Below are 16589 nucleotides of genomic sequence, written 5' to 3' on the forward strand. Positions count from 1 at the left end.
CCCACCAGGCGGAGACGACACCGAGTTTGAGGACGCGCCTCGCTACGCCGCGCGAATCTGCGCCAGGAAACGATCGACCTCGTCCCGCAGCCGCTGCGACTGCTTCGACAGCTCGATCGCCGAGCCCAACACTTCTTCCGCGGCTGTCCCCGTCGCTGCGATGCCGTCGGTCACGCCCGCGATGTTATGCGAGACTTCGCCGGTGCGGGCGGCGGCCTGCTGCACGTTCTGTGCGATCTCCTGCGTCGCCGTGCCCTGCTGGCCGACGGCCGCCGCGATTGCGGCGGAGATTTCGTCGACCTGCTGGATGGTCGCGCAGATCGACTGGATGCCCTCGACCGCGCCTGACGTCTCCCCCTGCACGGCCGTCACCTGCGCACCGATCTCCTCGGTCGCCTTGGCGGTCTGGGTCGCCAGCGCCTTCACCTCGGAGGCGACCACGGCAAAGCCGCGGCCGGCTTCACCCGCGCGCGCGGCCTCGATGGTTGCGTTGAGCGCAAGCAGATTGGTCTGCCCCGCGATGCCGTTGATGAATGAGACGACGTCGCCGATCTTTTGCGCGGCATCGGCAAGGCTCTGGACCCGCGCATTCGATTGCCGCCCGTCGCTCGCGGCCTTGCCGACCACTTCGGTCGCGTGCGCAAGGCGGCGGCTGATCTCGGTCATCGACGAAGACAACTCTTCCGCCGCGGCCGCGACCGTCTGCACGTTCTCCGAGGCCAGCGCCGAGGCCGACGACACCGTGCGGGTCTGCTCGCGCGACTGCGCGACGATGGCCGACATCGAGCGCGCCGTGTGCTCCATCTCGACGGCGGCCGAGGACACCGTGGTGACGACGTCGCGGATGCTGGCCTCGAAATTGTCGGCGAGCGCGGCGAACGCGCGCCGCTTCTCCGCCTCGGATTGAGCCTTGGCCTCGAGCTGATCGGCCTGGAGCTTGCCAAAGTTGACGGCATTGTCGCGGAACACCGCGACCGCCTTCACCATGGCGCCGACCTCGTCATTCGCCTTGCTGACCGGAACCTCAACGTCGAGCCGCCCCTCCGCGAGCTCGCGCATGACCGATGTGATCGACAGGATCGGCCGCGAGATGCTGCGGGCGATCAGATAGCCGACGATCCCGGCCAGCACGAGCCCGAGCCCGGCAATTCCGATCGCGAGCATCCAGGCGCGGTCGGCGGAGGCCTCGTAATCGGCATTGTCCATCACCAGCTCGACCGCGCCGAGCGGCTTACCGGAAAAATCCCTGATCGGTCCGAGCAGGGCTGCGACCGGCGTCGTGTCGAGCCTGGCCTGTCGCACGGTGAAATCGCCGCCGGTGGCGCGGCCATAGTCGGCCGCATCGAAGAAGCTCTTGCCCTTCAGCGTCCCGCCGAACAGCTTGAAGCTCGAGCCGTCGGAGAGATGGAAGGCGACATCGACGTGCCGATTGGCCTTGAAGTCGTCGAGGAACGACTGGCCAAAGGTCAGGCCGAATTCCACCGAGCCGAGATGCCTGCCTCCTTGCGCGATCGGCATCACGCCGCGGATACCGAGGCCGGCGACACCGCCTTCGAGGCCGACCACCACCTTGTGGTCCTGGTTGGCGGCGACGACAGTCTTGCGGAAGCCGGAGAGGTCGTCGCCGAATTTCGCGGGCTGGTGCACGCGCAGGAACGAGGTCGCCGGCGCAAGATGGAACTGAAATTGCTCGACGCCGTATTCCGATTTGGTTGCGGCAAAGACCGGCCCGAACAGGCCGACCAGTGCGTTGCGATCCTGCTTCGCCATCGCGTCCTGCGTCGCCGGCATCGCGGCTACGACGGCGCTCATCGCGGCGGCACGACGGGATTCCTCGGTGATGCGCGATTGAAGGGCATCGTAATGGCTGCGCAGCTCGCGCTGGTCGGCGCGGTCGATGATTCCGGCGATGATCCACATCGCTCCCAGCACGGCAAACAGCGCTGTCGCTGCCGCCGTCACCGCCAGCGCGACCGTGATCCGCATCCTGAGTCCGAGGTTCGCGCGCATGTCCGACCCGTTGGTTAAGCGTTGGTTTATAACGCTTAACAACTTCTCGCTAAGAGAGGATGAACGAGATACCGGCGGATCGGAGGAGGCGGGCTTAATACCCCCTGACCCGGTCCACGACGTTCGCCAGCGCGCCGCCCGCCTCGAAGCTTGCGATCTGCTCGGCGACGTAGGCTGAAATCGCATCCGCGTCGGTGTCGGCGGCATTGTGCGGCGTCAGCACCACCATCGGATGGGTCCAGAACCGGCTGTCGGCCGGCTGCGGCTCCTGCACGAAGACGTCGAGCGAGGCGGCGCCCAGCGTGCCGTCGTCGAGGCAGGCCAGGATGTCGGCTTCGTTCTGCAGACCCCCGCGGCCGGCATTGATCAGCACGGGTGCGCCGAGCGGGCTCTTGCGGTTGAGCTTGGTGAAGACGTCGCGGTTGAGAATTCCGTGGGTGTCCGGCGTCAGCGGCAAAAGGCTGACGAGGATGTCGGTCGTGCGCAGGAATGCATCCATTCCGGTCGTGCCGTGGAAGCACTCGACGCCCGCGATGGTGCGCGGGCTGCGGCTCCAGCCGGTGACGCGGAAGCCGAGCCGGCTCAGCACGTCGGCCGCATCGGCACCGAGGGTGCCCAATCCCATGACGCCGACCGTCACGGCGCTCGCCGGCCACTGATATTTCGGCTCCCAGCGCTTGGCGCGCTGCGAGTCCCGCAGGTAGAGCTCCTGGCGGTGGTGCATCAGCACATGCAGCACGACATATTCGGTCATGCGGTTGGTCAGATCAGGCACGGCGACGCGCACCAGCGGCACATCGGGCAGGCTCTTGTCCGCCATCAGCGCGTCGACGCCCGCGCCGAGATTGAAGATCGCCCGCAGATTGGGGAAGGCGCCGAGGTCGCCCGGCACCGGCTTCCACACCGCGGCATAGTGCACCTCGGCCGGATCGAGCCCGGCATCCGGCAGCAGCACCACGCGGCGGCGGCCGCAGACCGCGTCGAACCGGGCCTTCCAGCGCTCCGGCAGCCAGTTCTGCTGCGTGCTGTTGATCAGGACGGCCAGTGTGCCAACGGTCATTCGAAGTGCCTCATAAGGTTCCGCTTTCGGTGGCTCTCCTTGGCACGATCTGACGGATTTTTCTCGCAAATTTTTTCCGCAGCCTTGTCGGGCCGGGGCATATTGGATCGTCTTAAAAACAAGCGTTCAGGGAAGGTGCTGCCCATGCTTTATGCGATCCTTTGCTATCATGACGAGGACTTCGTCGGCTCCTGGAGCAAGGACCAGGACGAGGCCGTGATGAAGAAGCTCGCGGTGGTGCAGGACAAGCTGACCCAGCAAGGCCGGCTCGGGCCGGTGGCGCGGCTGCTGCCGACCACGGCGGCAGCGACGCTGCGCAAGGAAGACCCGCCGCTGGTGCTCGACGGCCCCTATGCCGAAACCAAGGAGCAGTTGCTCGGCTTCTACATCGTCGATTGCAAGAACCTCGACGACGCCCTCGACGTTGCGCGCGACCTTGGTGCGGCCAATCCCGGCGGGGCCTACGAGGTGCGTCCGGTCGGCGTGTTCCGGCCCGGAGGGATTTCGCAGTGAGCGAGGCCGATACCGCCTGGATCGAGACTGCGCTGACTTCGGCGCGACCCCAGGCGGTGGGCGCGCTGCTCCGCTATTTCCGCGACCTCGATACCGCCGAGGAGGCCTTTCAGAACGCCTGCCTGCGCGCGCTCAAGACCTGGCCGCAGAACGGCCCGCCGCGCGATCCCGCGGCCTGGTTGATCATGGTCGGCCGCAACGTCGCGATCGACGAGGTGCGCCGCGCCCGCAAGCAGACGCCGCTGCCGGAGGACGACCAGGCGATCTCCGATCTCGACGACGCCGAGGGCGCCCTCGCCGAGCGGCTCGACGGCTCGCACTACCGCGACGACATTCTGCGGCTGATGTTCATCTGCTGCCATCCACAGCTGCCGGCGACGCAGCAGATCGCGCTGGCGCTGCGCATCGTCTCGGGCCTGACGGTCAAGCAGATCGCGCGCGCCTTCCTGGTCTCGGACGCTGCGATGGAGCAGCGCATCACTCGCGCCAAGGCGAAAGTCGCGGAGGCCGGGACGCCGTTCGAGACGCCGGGCGCGGTCGAGCGTTCCGAGCGGCTCGCCGGCGTCGCCGCGATGATCTACCTGATCTTCAACGAAGGCTATTCGGCGAGCGGCGACACCGCCGAGATCAGGAAGCCATTATGCGAGGAGGCGATCCGGCTGGCGCGGCTGCTGTTGCGGCTGTTCCAGAGCGAGCCGGAGATCATGGGGCTCACGGCACTGATCCTGTTGCAGCATGCGCGCAGCGCTGCGCGCTTCGCCGCGGACGGCACGCTGATCCTGCTGGAGGACCAGGACCGTTCGCTGTGGAATAGCAACATGATCGCGGAAGGGCTCGCGCTGATCGACAAGGCGATGCGACATCGCCGCAGCGGCCCCTACCAGATCCAGGCCGCGATCGCCGCGCTGCATGCGCGTGCGTCGACGCCGGAGGAGACCGACTGGACGCAGATCGACCTGCTCTATGGTGCGCTCGAAGTGGTGCAGCCTTCGCCGGTGGTGACGCTCAATCGCGCGGTCGCGGTCTCCAAGGTACGCGGGCCGCAAGCAGCCCTCGACCTGATCGAGCCGCTGGCGCCAAAGCTGGCCAACTACTTCCATTTCTACGGCGTGCGCGGCGCCTTCCTGATGCAGCTCGGCCGCAACGACGAAGCCCGCATCGCCTTCGACCGTGCCATCGCGCTTGCCAACACCTCGGCGGAGGCCGCCCACATCCGCATGCATATTGACCGGCTGATCCGGGACAATCAGCCCGAGGGGGCCAACGGGAACGCAAAGCAGGGGGCGAAGGCGAAATAGGGCAGGCTGTGTCCACATCGTCATGCGGCGAAGCACGCCGAAAAATCCCGTTCCTCATTGTCGGCCCCGACCTCTCCCCTTCGTCCTTGGGCCGTATCCAGGGAGTCCTTCATGCTGAAAGCCATTGCCATCATCGCCCTCGTGCTCGCGGTCGGGATCGCGGCCGTCCTCGCCTTTGCCTTCACCAAACCCGACACCTTCCGTGTCGAACGAAGCCTCAAAGTGAAGGCGCCGGCCGATGCCATCTATCCCCAGGTCGCTGATTTCCATCGCTGGACGGGCTGGTCGCCTTATGAGAACCGCGATCCCGGCATGAAGCGCACCTACGGTGGAGCCGCGGCAGGAAAGGGCGCGACCTACGCCTGGGACGGCAACAACAATGTCGGCGCCGGCCATATGGAGATTCTGGAGGCGAGCTCGCCGTCGAAGCTGCGCATCAAGCTCGATTTCGAGCGTCCGTTCGAGGGCCACAACACCGCCGAGTTCACCTTTATGCCGCAGGGCGATGCGACACAGGTCACATGGGCGATGCACGGTCCGGCCCCGTTCATGTCCAAGGTGATGCAGGTGTTCATCAACATGGACAACATGATCGGCAAGGATTTCGAGGCCGGCCTCGCCAGCCTGAAGAAGCTCACCGAGAAGTAACGAGGCCTACTTCCGAAGGAAAACGAAGAGGAGAGAAACCATGCTTAATCCCTATCTGTTCTATCAGGACACTTGCGAAACGGCGTTCAACTTTTACGCCAAGGTTCTGGGCGGCAGGATTGACGCCATGATGCGTTCGTCGGACGCGCCTCCTGACATGCCTGCCGCGCCCGGCCGCGAGAAGATGATCATGCATGCGCGGATGTCGCTGCCCGACGGCACGGTGCTGATGGCTTCCGACGTGCCGGCAGAGCACTTCAACAAGCCGCAGGGCTTTTCGATCTCGCTCACCCTCAAAGACCCCGCGGAGGGCGAGCGCAAGTTCAACGCGCTGGCCGACGGCGGCACCGTCACCATGCCCTTCAGCAAGACGTTCTGGTCCAAGGGCTTTGGCATGTGCGTCGACAAGTTCGGCATTCCCTGGATGGTGAACTGCCCGGCCGAGGGAATGTGACGGGCACGCTGGCCTGATGCCGTCACCTCATGGGCAGCTGGCCATGTGCCTCTCAGCGGATCGATCCGGTCACGTCCTCGCCGGACGGCGGCGACTGTACGCAGCGTGGGCAGATCACCAGCTTGGTGCCGAGCTGCCTGTCGTTCTCCGCTTCGATCTCGTCATGGACCGCCCACCATGCTTCGGAGTACGGGCGCAAGGTGCCGAGCACTCTCCGGCGCTCCTGATTGGGATCTTCCTGCGCAGGCGCGGGGATCGCTGCGCGCCGCTTTGTGACGGAGGTGCGGTTCGGGTTCTGGCCGAAGCCGTCCCATGCGATTGGACGATGCTCCTGCGCCGGCGCCGCCGCGCATCCCATGAGCGCTGCGCAAAAAGTGAGCAAGACGAAGCCGCGTCGAATCATGCCGAACCCTTGGTGCGATACGCGACTCGCAAACTCCGCGTGGGAAGGTTTGCATCGCGCCGTTAAATGGAACTTAAGGGAAACGGCGTGGCCGGCATGGCCGAATATGAACTGCTGCTTTCGCATCACTTTGCGAGCGCAGTGAGGCCGCTTCGTGAAATGATACGGACCGCATCGCACAACAACTGGCGCAATATTAGGCTGTGAACTGCGTGTCAGAATCGGTAATCATTCCTTCATAAATTCTACAAACTGGGGCGGGCGTGATTTGGAAGGGGAGCGACCGATGGCGGCGGCGCTGCAGATCAATTTTGCACTGTGGGGTATGCTCATCTGCGCGAGCATGGAATTGGCGCAGATGATCCAGAGGCTCTACTAGCGCTGACGAGCGAGTGGCCGGCGGCAATCTCGCCGACGCGCCCGGCCTGCTGGCTCGGATGACCTGCAAGCTCATGAGAAATGCGATGAGCGTGAAGCTGACGCTTGCGATCACAACCATCGGAAGAATGTAGTTGCGCGGCCGCGCGGTCTGCGGCCTCCGTCGTCGCGGCGGATCTCCGCCCCGCCAGGCGGCTTGCGACGAAATTTGCAGAACTGCCTATTCGTCGGACAGTAGCAGGTGCAAGCCGGTCACGTCCCGGGCGGGCGGCGTGATCCTCACCGGCAGCGTGAGTAGATCGCGGTGAGGTCGCGTCCCTTCAACAGAAGCAACCGTGACGAGAGCCCGCCGCGGCGGCTGATCCAGTCGCGCACCGGGCCCGGATAGGCTTGAAGCACCGCGTCCGATGCTTCCGGTTCGGCATAGAAGCGGCCACGCCGGTCGACCGAACGCGCCGCATGAAAGCCGAGCACGGCGCGTTTTGTCACACAGATGCGCTCACCCGGGACGACGCTCAGCACCAGCGTGCAGGCAGACAGGCAGGGTCCGTCGATCACCACGCGCTCGCCGCTCTCGCGCACTTTCTCGAACAGATCGAGGAACGGCCCGACCTGGCCTCCCGGCGACTGGATGATGCGGATTTCGGCCGCGGAGGGATCGGCCGCGAGCAGCGCGGATGCGAGCATCAGGACCTTGAAGATGATGACGCGTCGCATGAACTCTCCACGAATTCGGTTCCGCAAGGTGGGCATGATGCTTGCGCGCCTTTGCCCACCTTACAATTTCCGTGCCTATCCGTTCCGCCGTTGGCCGCGCAGCGTCGGCAGGCCAATGCCAGCCGCATCGAAGCCGCCATCGACGGCCAAAATTTGGCCGGTGATGTAGCTCGCGCTTCCCGAGCACAGGAAATAGATCGCTTCCGCGAGTTCCTCCTCCAGGCCGTAGCGGTTGAGCGGAATGGCGTCGTGATAGTCGGCGCGGATCTCCCGGGTGTGCACCTGCTTTGCCATCGCGGTGTCGACCGGCCCCGGCGCCACCGCGTTGACGCGGATGTTGAGGGAAGCGAGCTCGACCGCGAGCTGTTTCGTCAGGTGCGCAAGGCCCGCCTTGCTGGTGCCGTAGGCCGAGCGCAGCGTCGAGGCGCGCACTGCCGAGATCGAGGTGATGTTGACGATGGCGCCGCCGTGGCCGTCCCGCATCAGCGGCACCGCCGCCTTGGTGCAGAGGAAGGGGCCGGTGAGGTTGACCTCGAGCACGCGGCGCCAGTCGGCCTCCGACGTCTCCATCAGCGGCGCGAACACGGCAATGCCGGCGTTGTTGACGAGCGCATCCAACCGGCCGAATTTCTGCTCGACCGTCGTCATCGCGGCATCGACGGCGGCGGCATCCGAGACGTCGCAAGTGAGCGCCAGCGTCGCCTCGCCTTGGCCGATTTCGGCGACGGCACTGCCGAGCAACTCGCCCTCGATGTCGAGCAGCGCCACGCGCCAGCCTTCGGCGAGAAATTTCTTCGCCGTCGAAAGCCCGATGCCGCGCGCGGCGCCGGTGACGAGAGCGACTTTTTGCGGAGAGGCGGGCATGGGCTGATCTGTCCTTCTGTCGGAAGCGGGAGCCGCAAGGGCGGCCCGCGCCTTTTACTGCGCTTTCGTTCCGGCAAGAAGGACGGAGATGGATAAAGGTGGTTTGCCTAGGACAGCTCCGCCGATGCGCGCTGCATGTTGGCCGACATATCGGCTGTCACCGCGCTCTGCTCCTCGACTGCCGCGGCGGTGGTGGCGATGAACTCGTTGACGCCGGCGATCGCGACCTTGATCGCGGTCAGCGAGCTGGCGACGTCGCCGGAGATGGTGTTCAGCGCGTCGATTTCGGACGTGATCGTGTCGGTCGCCTGCTTGGCCTGGCTCGCGAGGTTCTTCACCTCGGAGGCGACCACCGCAAAGCCGCGGCCGGCCTCGCCGGCGCGCGCCGATTCGATGGTGGCGTTGAGCGCGAGCAGGTTGATCTGGCTGGTGATGCCGGAGATCATCTCGACGATGCCGCTCATGGCCTGCGCGGCCGCGTTCAGCTTCTGTGCCTGGCCGTCGGCGGCGTCGACCCGGCTGGTCGCGACTTTGGAGTTCTCGCGCGACTTCGCCATGGTCTCGGAGATTTCGCGGATCGAAGCGCTCATCTCTTCGCTGCCGGCCGCGACCGCCTCGATCAGTCCGCGGGCATTGTCGGCCTTCTTGCGGCCGATCGCCTGCGCGGTGATGTCGGTGGCGTATTTCACCACCTTGTAGGGTTTGCCGTTGAGGTCGAAGATCGGGTTGTAGGACGCCTGGATCCAGATCTCACGGCCACCCTTGGCGATCCGCTTGTATTCGGCGGCCTGGTATTCGCCGCGATTGAGCGTCTCCCAGAACTGGCGGTAGGTCGCCGAGTTTTTTTCGCTCGGCTCGACGAACATGCTGTGGTGCTGGCCCTTGATCTCGGCCAGCGAATAGCCCATCGCGTTCAGGAAGTTTGGGTTGGCGGTGCGGATCGTGCCGTCCATGTTGAACTCGATCACGGCCTGCGACTTCTGGATCGCGGCGAGCTGGCCGTCATTGTCGGCCGCCTTCATCTTCTGCGCGGTGACGTCGGTCGCGAACTTCACCACCTTGAAGGGCCTGCCCATCTCGTCGAGGATCGGGTTGTAGGTTGCGAGAATCCAGATCTCCTTGCCGCCCTTGCCGATCCGCTTGTATTCGGCGGCCTCGAACTGGCCACGGTTCAGCCGCGCCCAGAAATCGGCATAGGCGGCGCTGGCACGATCCTCCGGCGTCACGAACATGCTGTGATGCTTGCCCTGGATCTCGTCCAGCGCATAGCCCATCGCATTGAGGAAGTTCTCGTTGGCGGTGACGATGGTGCCGTCCATGTTGAACTCGATCACGGCCTGGGCGCGACTGATCGCGGCGATCTTGCCCGCGTCCTCCAGGGTCCGCATCTTGTAAGCCGTGATGTCGGTGGCGAACTTGATGAAGCTGACCACCTTGCCGTTCTCGTCGAGCAGCGGCGCGTAGGAGGCGTGGACCCAGACTTCCTTGCCGTTCTTGCCGAAGCGGCGGTATTGCGTGGTCTGGAACTCGCCGCGGTTCAGGCTGGCCCAGAAGTCACGATAGCGGGCGCTCTCGCGCTCGGCCGGGCTGACGAAGATGCTGTGATGCTTGCCCTTGATCTCGGCGAGCGAATAGCCGCTCATCTTAAGAAGATTCTCGTTGGCGTCGAGGATGGTGCCGTCGAGATCGAATTCGATGACGGCTTGGGACCGATCGAGCGCCTCGACCTCGGCGATCGCGTGCCTGACTTTCTTGCTCTGGAAATTGAACACGTGATGCTCCGTAAGACTCGAAAGGCGGTTCCAAAAGGGATCGACGTACCGTTCCGCTTAGCGGAAAAGTTGCATAGGCTCGTTGAGCAACTGTAAACCCCTGCAAGAACCTGCGCGTCTTCCGTGGTTTTCCGCGGGGAACGTATCTCGTTCAGGTTGAAAGCATTCTCGATTCATATGCACGGCAGAATTCATATGTCGGCGACGCCGCGGCCGTAATTGTACGGGCGTAATTTGAAAAATATTTCCGCGTTCAGCGGGTGTGTCGCAGCGATCGATTGGTGGCGGCACAACGCGATGCGGCCGGTTCGTCGAATGGTCGCGCGCCACGGCCTGCAAAATAATGTTCGCGCCAATGTCGGTTCCGAAACGGGTCGCTCGTCTTACAGCGGCACCGTTGCCATTCCGGTCCTCCGCCTCGCTCCCCGGAATGACGAAGCAAGAGGAACTCTCCATGCGTTTCATGATGCTGATGATCCCGCTCGGCTACGAGACCGCGCCGCCGGACGTCCAGCTCGATCCCGACCGCGTCGCCGCGATGATGCGCTACAACGAAGCGCTGAAGGACGCCGGCGTCCTGGTCACACTCGACGGCCTGCATCCGCCCTCGATGGGCGCGCGCGTCTCGTTTGCGACCGGCGAGCCGGTTGTGACCGATGGCCCCTTCACCGAGGCCAAGGAAGTCCTGGGCGGCTATTGGATGATCGAGGTGACCTCGCGCGCGGAGGCGATCGCCTGGGCCAGGCAATGCCCGGCCTCCGCCAACGAGCTGATCGAGATCCGGCAGGTGCAGGAGATGGCCGACTTCTCGCCGGAGGTGCAGGCCGCCGCCGCCGGTTTCGCCGACCTGAAGACGTAGCCAAAAGCGGCCGCGATAGACATGCGCGGCTGTCGTCAATCATCAATCAAAGGAGAAAACCGATGAGCACCGAACACAAATTCCTCGCCGTCTATCTCGGCAGCATGACCGGCCCGAAAATGGCCGCCTGGCAGGCGCTGCCCGAGGTCGAACGCAAGGCGAAGGAGCAGGAGGGGCTGGCTGCCTGGCACGGCTGGGTCGAAAAGCACAAGGCCGCCATCGTCGAGCTGGGCGGCCCGCTGGGCAAGACCCGGAAGATCGACGCCGGCGGCGTGACCGAAATCAGCAATGCGCTGACCGGGTTTACGGTGGTGCGCGCAGCCTCGCAGGAAGCCGCGGCGGAGCTGTTCAAGAACCATCCGCACTTTGCGATCTTCCCGGGCGAGTCCGTTGAAGTCATGCCGGTCCTGCCGATCCCGGGTCGGTAGGCTCGCACGGTCATTCCAGGGCGGTCCGCAGGACCGAACCCGGAATCCCACATTCCGGGTTCGACGCTGCGCGTCGCCCCGGAATGACGAGTGAGGGCTAGTGACCTCCACCCCCGGCTCATGTAAAGGTCGTTCACATGAGCTGGCGCAAGGAGACGCGCCGCGCCGAGCGCGGCTATCACCACGGCAATCTGAAGGAAGCCCTGTTGCAGGCCGCCCTCGGGCTGATCGCCGAGAAGGGCGCGGCCGGCTTCACCTTCGCCGATGCCGCGCGCATGGCCGGCGTCAGCGCCGCGGCGCCCTACCGGCATTTCCGCGACCGTGAGGAGTTGCTGTCCTCGATCGCGCAGCGCGGTTTCGAGCAGTTCGAGGCGCGGTTGACCGCGGCCTGGGACGACGGCCGGCCCGACACCGTCACCGCGTTCGAGCGCGTCGGCCGGGCCTATCTCGCCTTCGCCCGCGAGGAGCCGGCCTTCTACAACGCGATGTTCGAGTCGGGATTGCCGGTCGACGCCAATCCGGCGCTTCAGGCCGCCAGCGAGCGCGCTTTCAACATCATCCGCGCCGCCGCCGAGCGCCTCGCGGCGCTGGCTCCGCCGGGCACGCCTCGTCCGCCGGCCATGATGATGGCGCTGCACATCTGGTCGATGGCGCATGGCGTAGCGTCGCTGTTCTCACGCGGCGACGCCGCGCGGCGAAAATTGCCGATGTCGCCGGACGAACTGCTCGAGGCCGAGGTGCTGATCTATCTGCGCGGCCTCGGCTTCCCGACCGACCGCCGCGCCCCGCCGAAGCCGAAAAGCGCCGAGCCGCCGCCGGTGCCACCGGAGGCATCCTCCGGTTCTGGCGTGCCGCCCGGCGGCCCCTGGGGCAAGCCGAAATAAAATTGCGCAAATAATTCGCCCGCACTGTCAGGCGGCCAGCTTGACAAAACGACGGGATGGTCTAGCTATGTAAATGTTATTTACATTCACAACGGCGCTGGTGCCGTGATGGAGATGGAGATGGCCTACACCGCTGATGTCAATCGATGGCGCGGTCCTTCGGAACAACACTACGAGCGTCCCCGCATGCTCGAGACGCCCTGGCATCCCGGCTGGATCGCCGTGACCATCCTCGGCTTCATCCTGTGGTGGCCGATCGGACTTGCCCTTCTCTTTTTCACACTCGGGAGCAGAAGAATGTCGTGCTGGAGCAATCAGGACCGCTGGCAGAACAAGATGGAGCGGATGCAGTACAAGATGGATCGCATGCGCGGCCGCATGGAGCGCCGTGGTTTCGGCTTCGGCTTCGGGCCGCCCTCGAGCGGCAACCGCGCCTTCGACGAATACCGCACTGAAACGCTGCAGCGGCTCGAGGAAGAGCAGGTCGAGTTCAAGAACTTCCTCGATCGTCTGCGCCACGCCAAGGACAAGGAAGAGTTCGACCAGTTCATGGCCCAGCACAAGACGCGTCCGACCCCGCCGCCGACCGATCAGCAGCAAGGCTGATCCGGACGCCGACGCCTCTCAAGCCTTCAGGCGCATGCCCCCAAAGTCCTGATGGCCCCGAGCCGCCCGCCTGCGCAACGCGCAGGCGGGCGGGTTGGTTTTGGAGGACATGAGAACCAACTGCCGACGATCCAACACCAAGACTTGCGGCGTTCGCCGCGCGCCTGATGTTGGACGATTTGGATCATGGATCGCTGGACCCGCCTGCTGCTAGTCGTGACCGCGGTCGCAGTGCTGGGCTATATCAGCATGGTCTATGGCAGCTGTGCGTTCGATCCCGACTGCCATTTTCGCCTTTGTGCCGGCGGACGTTCGCTGTGCGGCGTCGATCATACGCATGTGCCGAGCCGATAGAAGCCGATCCGCGCAGGCGAGAACCGTTCTGCCAGCGCCTGCCGCGCTCGCCTATGTCAACTCGCCGTGGCGAGCTGCGCGCGAACCGATGCCAGGAAGTATTCGTAGGCGTGGTCCACGATCTCGTTGAGGGACCGGGTTCGCGCGAACATCGCCCTGGCCTCGGCGAGAAACTCATCCCGGGTCGGTATCTTCGGCAGATGCAGATGTGTCAGCGCATCGACGCCTTCATGGGCCCGGTTGAGGATGTCCTGCAGCGTCGGCAACTGCATCTGGGCGAGGTCGGCCCGGCGCCGCGCCGACGAAATCGCGTGCGCGAGCGTCTGCGCATCGAACCGTGCGGCAAGATCGCGCGCCGCCCGATTGATAACCCGTGCGCCGAGCGGCTGCTCGTTGCGCAGCACCTGTTCGGGCGGCGCCTTCATGTTCCAGACGATGCCGAACCAGGACAGGACCTTCAGGATGTAAAAGGTCACGTCGATTTCCCACCAGCGGAAGCCTTGCCGTACGCTGCTCTGGTAGGCGTGGTGATTGTTGTGCCAGCCCTCACCCATGGTGAACAACGCCAGCAGCCAGTTGTTGCGGGAATCGTCGCCCGTCACGTAGCGCTTGCGTCCATGCACATGCGCGAGCGAGTTGATGCAGAAGGTCGCGTGATAGACCAGCACCGTGCTCCACAGGAAGCCGACGACCAGGCCCGACCAACCAGCGACCAAAAAGCAGAGCGCGGCAAGTACAAAGGCGGGCAGCAGCTCCAGCCGATGCAGCCACATCAGCTCGGGATAGACAGCGAGATCGCCGACTTTCACGAGGTCGGTCGCGTCGTGCTCCCGGTAAAAAATCCAGCCGAGATGGCTGTAAAGGAAGCCGCGCTGACGCGGCGAATGCACGTCCAATTCGGTATCGGAATGCAGATGATGGTGCCGATGCTTTGCCGCCCACCACAACACGCTCTTCTGCGCGGTGCTCTGCGCGAGGCAGGCCAGGATGAACTGAAATACCCGTCCGGTCGCGAAAGACTTGTGCGAGAAATAGCGGTGGTAACCTGCTCCGATTGCGAACATGCGCACGACATACAGCGAACCGCAGATCGCGACGGCCGGCCAGGTGACGCCTGACCAGATCGCTGCAAAGCAGCCGAGATGGACCAGCACGAACGGTATTGCGGAGGGGTACATGATGTCGTCGTGCTGGTGGTCGGCGGGCGCGTTGGGCGACATGTCTTGGCGTGACCTTGGGTGAGGGGGATCCGGGATTCGTTGCGGCGGCGCCGAAGGCCGCCGGGTACGAAAAACCCGCGGATGGCGGACCACCGCGGGGGCTCGAACGGGATGCTTTGCCTGGACATCCCCGGCCGCGCAGAGTCGGCCTGAACTTCACTGGACTATATGGTTGCAGAAGCCTGGCATGCAAGCTCGTAGCCTCACGGAGAGCTGCGGCAAGTTGCTCGGGGGGACCCACGCGCGCCGCCGGCGCGGCGTGGCGCAGGGGCGGCACGCGGCCTATATTCGAGACGCGAGAAGCAAGAGGCGGCGATGATGGCGGCAGCGACCTCGGCGAACGATAGTTTCTGGCAGCAGATGCGCGATGAGGCGCAACGTGCGATCGACGCCGACCCTGTCTTTGGCAAATCCCTTGCCGATGCAGTCCTCGTCCATGATGATTTTGCTGCCGTCCTGGCCGACCTGATCGGGCGCAGACTTGGCGGTTCAGCGGCGGAGCGAGCGCGCTTCACGACCTTTGCGCTCGACGCCTTTCGCGACTCACCGGACGTGATCGAGACAGCCGGCCGCGACTTGCAGGCGATCGCGAGCCACGATCCCGCCATCGCCGGGCTGTTGCCGCCGCTGCTGCATTTCAAGGGTTATGTCGCGTTGCAAGCCTGGCGCGTCTCGAACTGGCTCTGGCATCGCGGTCATGTCGATGCCGCGCTGTTGTTTCAGAACGAGTCGTCCAACTTGCTGCAGGTCAGCATCCATCCAGCCGCCGGCATCGGCTCGTCGGTGTATCTCGACCACGCCACGGGCATCGTGATCGGCGCGAATGTGGTCATCGGCGATGGGACCACCATCCTCCAGAATGTCAGCATCGGCCGCAACAGCGAACTGCCGGCGCGCTCGCCCCGCATCGGCCGCGGCGTCTATATCGGAGCTGGCGCGACCGTTCTTGGCGATATCAGCATCGGCGATTTCGCCAAGGTCGGTGCCGGCACGGTTGTGACCTCAGACGTGCCGGCCGGCTGCACGGCGGTCGGCAATCCCGCGCGGTTGACCAATTGCCCGGAGCCCGTTCCGGCGGCCTGACCCCAACCGCCTGCGCTGCCTACCTTTCCCGCAGCCAAATTCGCCCGCGGTAACCCCGCATTAACCATCGCCGGGCTCTGGTAATTGCGGACAATCGCGCCCAAAGCTGCGGTCAAGGCCCATAGTTTTGACATCTTGGCAGGGAATGCAGACGGCCGGCTTTGGACGAGCCCCTGCACTCCAGAAAAACAAGGCTTTGAGCGGGCTTGCCGGCCGCGCCGGTGCACTAGCGCGGCTGTTGGGGAACCGGCGGCCCTTCGCTGCCACGGAACATCGGTAACGATCGCCTTGAGAGGATACTGCTTATGAACCCGGCCGAAATGGCTCAGTCCGCCCTTCCGGTTGCCGCCTCCGCGGACGTGTCGCTGATCGCGCTGTTCTGGCAGGCTCACTGGATCGTGAAAGGGGTCATGCTGGGCCTTCTCGGCTGCTCGGTCTGGGTCTGGGCAATCGCCATCGACAAGATCTTCCTGTTTGCCCGCACCCGCCGCTCGATGGACCGTTTCGAGCAGGCCTTCTGGTCCGGCGAGTCGATCGAGGAGCTCTATCGCACCCTCTCGGCCAAGCCGACGCATTCGATGGCGGCCTGCTTCGTCGCGGCAATGCGCGAGTGGAAGCGCTCGTTCGAGAACCAGGCGCGCTCGGTCGCCGGCCTTCAGATGCGCATCGACAAAGTGATGAACGTCTCGATCGCCCGCGAAGTGGAGCGGCTGGAACGCCGCCTGCTGGTGCTGGCAACCGTCGGCTCCGCCGGCCCCTTCGTCGGCCTGTTCGGGACGGTCTGGGGCATCATGTCGAGCTTCCAGTCGATCGCGGCGTCGAAAAATACCTCCTTGGCGGTGGTGGCCCCGGGCATCGCGGAGGCGCTGTTTGCGACCGCCGTCGGCCTTATCGCCGCCATTCCTGCCACTATCTTCTACAATAAGTTCACCTCCGAGGTGAACCGGCAGGCCCAGCGGCTCGAAGGCTTCGCCGACGAATTTTCAGCCATCCTGTCGCGCCAGATCGACGAGCGGGGCTGACGGACGGCATGTATAG

At 64.7% G+C, this 16589-nt stretch carries 18 protein-coding genes; 11 read left to right on the top strand and 7 right to left on the bottom strand.

What is annotated here, in order from left to right; all coding sequences use genetic code 11:
• Positions 1–42 precede the first annotated feature (42 nt).
• Both FNV92_RS05630 and FNV92_RS05635 read right to left on the bottom strand, forming a co-directional pair.
• Complete coding sequence (locus FNV92_RS05630; RefSeq protein WP_168213335.1) at positions 43–2010, bottom strand: methyl-accepting chemotaxis protein; 1968 nt, start codon at positions 2008–2010, stop codon at positions 43–45.
• Positions 2011–2104: 94 nt separating this feature from the next.
• A complete protein-coding gene (locus FNV92_RS05635; RefSeq protein WP_143841773.1) occupies positions 2105–3070 on the bottom strand; it encodes a 2-hydroxyacid dehydrogenase in 966 nt (321 codons plus the stop codon).
• Positions 3071–3214: 144 nt separating this feature from the next.
• Between FNV92_RS05635 and FNV92_RS05640 the strand changes: the two genes are divergently transcribed.
• The 4 genes from FNV92_RS05640 to FNV92_RS05655 all read left to right on the top strand — a co-directional run bounded on the left by FNV92_RS05640 (position 3215) and on the right by FNV92_RS05655 (position 5983).
• Complete coding sequence (locus FNV92_RS05640) at positions 3215–3583, top strand: YciI family protein (protein WP_143841772.1); 369 nt, start codon at positions 3215–3217, stop codon at positions 3581–3583.
• The gene (locus FNV92_RS05645) at positions 3580–4881 is read left to right on the top strand and encodes an RNA polymerase sigma factor (protein ID WP_143841771.1); all 1302 of its coding nucleotides are present in this window, start codon (positions 3580–3582) and stop codon (positions 4879–4881) included. The genes FNV92_RS05640 and FNV92_RS05645 overlap by 4 nt, the downstream gene beginning before the upstream one ends.
• Before the next feature lie 111 nt (positions 4882–4992).
• Entirely contained in the window at positions 4993–5529 is a 537-nt protein-coding gene (locus FNV92_RS05650) for an SRPBCC family protein (protein WP_143841770.1), read from the top strand.
• A 40-nt stretch (positions 5530–5569) separates the two neighbouring features.
• Positions 5570–5983, top strand: coding sequence for a VOC family protein (locus FNV92_RS05655; RefSeq protein ID WP_143841769.1), 414 nt, complete (start codon positions 5570–5572; stop codon positions 5981–5983).
• A 52-nt stretch (positions 5984–6035) separates the two neighbouring features.
• Here the strand turns inward: FNV92_RS05655 and FNV92_RS05660 are convergent, their stop codons facing one another.
• The 4 genes from FNV92_RS05660 to FNV92_RS05675 all read right to left on the bottom strand — a co-directional run bounded on the left by FNV92_RS05660 (position 6036) and on the right by FNV92_RS05675 (position 10117).
• A complete protein-coding gene (locus FNV92_RS05660) occupies positions 6036–6386 on the bottom strand; it encodes a hypothetical protein (RefSeq protein WP_143846081.1) in 351 nt (116 codons plus the stop codon).
• 657 nt (positions 6387–7043) lie between these two features.
• On the bottom strand, positions 7044–7481 hold the full coding sequence (locus FNV92_RS05665; protein WP_014439785.1) for a hypothetical protein: 438 nt from the start codon (positions 7479–7481) through the stop codon (positions 7044–7046).
• A gap of 75 nt (positions 7482–7556) precedes the next feature.
• On the bottom strand, positions 7557–8345 hold the full coding sequence (locus FNV92_RS05670; protein WP_143841768.1) for an SDR family NAD(P)-dependent oxidoreductase: 789 nt from the start codon (positions 8343–8345) through the stop codon (positions 7557–7559).
• 107 nt (positions 8346–8452) lie between these two features.
• Positions 8453–10117, bottom strand: a complete 1665-nt coding sequence (locus FNV92_RS05675; protein WP_143841767.1) for a methyl-accepting chemotaxis protein — start codon at positions 10115–10117, stop codon at positions 8453–8455.
• 454 nt (positions 10118–10571) lie between these two features.
• Here FNV92_RS05675 and FNV92_RS05680 point away from each other — a divergent pair, with 454 nt between their 5' ends.
• The 5 genes from FNV92_RS05680 (at position 10572) to FNV92_RS05700 (ending at position 13248) form a co-directional block, all read left to right on the top strand.
• Complete coding sequence (locus FNV92_RS05680; RefSeq protein WP_143841766.1) at positions 10572–10976, top strand: YciI family protein; 405 nt, start codon at positions 10572–10574, stop codon at positions 10974–10976.
• 62 nt (positions 10977–11038) lie between these two features.
• A complete protein-coding gene (locus tag FNV92_RS05685) occupies positions 11039–11404 on the top strand; it encodes a YciI family protein (RefSeq protein ID WP_143841765.1) in 366 nt (121 codons plus the stop codon).
• Between the two features lie 137 nt (positions 11405–11541).
• Complete coding sequence (locus FNV92_RS05690; protein WP_143841764.1) at positions 11542–12288, top strand: TetR/AcrR family transcriptional regulator; 747 nt, start codon at positions 11542–11544, stop codon at positions 12286–12288.
• Between the two features lie 120 nt (positions 12289–12408).
• Positions 12409–12894, top strand: a complete 486-nt coding sequence (locus FNV92_RS05695; RefSeq protein ID WP_014439791.1) for a DUF2852 domain-containing protein — start codon at positions 12409–12411, stop codon at positions 12892–12894.
• A gap of 186 nt (positions 12895–13080) precedes the next feature.
• Entirely contained in the window at positions 13081–13248 is a 168-nt protein-coding gene (locus FNV92_RS05700; protein ID WP_143841763.1) for a hypothetical protein, read from the top strand.
• Positions 13249–13304: 56 nt separating this feature from the next.
• Here FNV92_RS05700 and FNV92_RS05705 read toward each other — a convergent pair whose 3' ends face one another.
• Positions 13305–14468 carry an acyl-CoA desaturase gene (locus FNV92_RS05705; protein WP_143841762.1) on the bottom strand — a complete coding sequence of 388 codons (1164 nt, stop codon included), beginning with the start codon at positions 14466–14468 and terminating at the stop codon, positions 13305–13307.
• 315 nt (positions 14469–14783) lie between these two features.
• Here FNV92_RS05705 and FNV92_RS05710 point away from each other — a divergent pair, with 315 nt between their 5' ends.
• Both FNV92_RS05710 and tolQ read left to right on the top strand, forming a co-directional pair.
• On the top strand, positions 14784–15551 hold the full coding sequence (locus FNV92_RS05710; RefSeq protein ID WP_143841761.1) for a serine acetyltransferase domain-containing protein: 768 nt from the start codon (positions 14784–14786) through the stop codon (positions 15549–15551).
• Between the two features lie 305 nt (positions 15552–15856).
• Positions 15857–16573, top strand: a complete 717-nt coding sequence (gene tolQ, locus FNV92_RS05715; RefSeq protein WP_014439795.1) for a protein TolQ — start codon at positions 15857–15859, stop codon at positions 16571–16573.
• Positions 16574–16589: the final 16 nt, after the last annotated feature.

Origin of the sequence: Bradyrhizobium cosmicum (genome assembly GCF_007290395.2) — a bacterium.
Classification (GTDB): domain Bacteria; phylum Pseudomonadota; class Alphaproteobacteria; order Rhizobiales; family Xanthobacteraceae; genus Bradyrhizobium; species Bradyrhizobium cosmicum.

Coding starts and splice junctions, on each gene's coding strand:
- FNV92_RS05660 (WP_143846081.1), bottom strand. CDS start 6,386: ATGATTCGACGCGGCTTCGTCTTGCTCACTTTTTGCGCAGCGCTCATG.
- FNV92_RS05655 (WP_143841769.1), top strand. CDS start 5,570: ATGCTTAATCCCTATCTGTTCTATCAGGACACTTGCGAAACGGCGTTC.
- FNV92_RS05635 (WP_143841773.1), bottom strand. CDS start 3,070: ATGACCGTTGGCACACTGGCCGTCCTGATCAACAGCACGCAGCAGAAC.
- FNV92_RS05685 (WP_143841765.1), top strand. CDS start 11,039: ATGAGCACCGAACACAAATTCCTCGCCGTCTATCTCGGCAGCATGACC.
- FNV92_RS05680 (WP_143841766.1), top strand. CDS start 10,572: ATGCGTTTCATGATGCTGATGATCCCGCTCGGCTACGAGACCGCGCCG.
- FNV92_RS05690 (WP_143841764.1), top strand. CDS start 11,542: ATGAGCTGGCGCAAGGAGACGCGCCGCGCCGAGCGCGGCTATCACCAC.
- FNV92_RS05705 (WP_143841762.1), bottom strand. CDS start 14,468: ATGTCGCCCAACGCGCCCGCCGACCACCAGCACGACGACATCATGTAC.
- FNV92_RS05650 (WP_143841770.1), top strand. CDS start 4,993: ATGCTGAAAGCCATTGCCATCATCGCCCTCGTGCTCGCGGTCGGGATC.
- FNV92_RS05640 (WP_143841772.1), top strand. CDS start 3,215: ATGCTTTATGCGATCCTTTGCTATCATGACGAGGACTTCGTCGGCTCC.
- FNV92_RS05665 (WP_014439785.1), bottom strand. CDS start 7,481: ATGCGACGCGTCATCATCTTCAAGGTCCTGATGCTCGCATCCGCGCTG.
- FNV92_RS05710 (WP_143841761.1), top strand. CDS start 14,784: ATGATGGCGGCAGCGACCTCGGCGAACGATAGTTTCTGGCAGCAGATG.
- FNV92_RS05630 (WP_168213335.1), bottom strand. CDS start 2,010: ATGCGCGCGAACCTCGGACTCAGGATGCGGATCACGGTCGCGCTGGCG.
- FNV92_RS05670 (WP_143841768.1), bottom strand. CDS start 8,345: ATGCCCGCCTCTCCGCAAAAAGTCGCTCTCGTCACCGGCGCCGCGCGC.
- tolQ (WP_014439795.1), top strand. CDS start 15,857: ATGAACCCGGCCGAAATGGCTCAGTCCGCCCTTCCGGTTGCCGCCTCC.
- FNV92_RS05695 (WP_014439791.1), top strand. CDS start 12,409: ATGGCCTACACCGCTGATGTCAATCGATGGCGCGGTCCTTCGGAACAA.
- FNV92_RS05700 (WP_143841763.1), top strand. CDS start 13,081: ATGGATCGCTGGACCCGCCTGCTGCTAGTCGTGACCGCGGTCGCAGTG.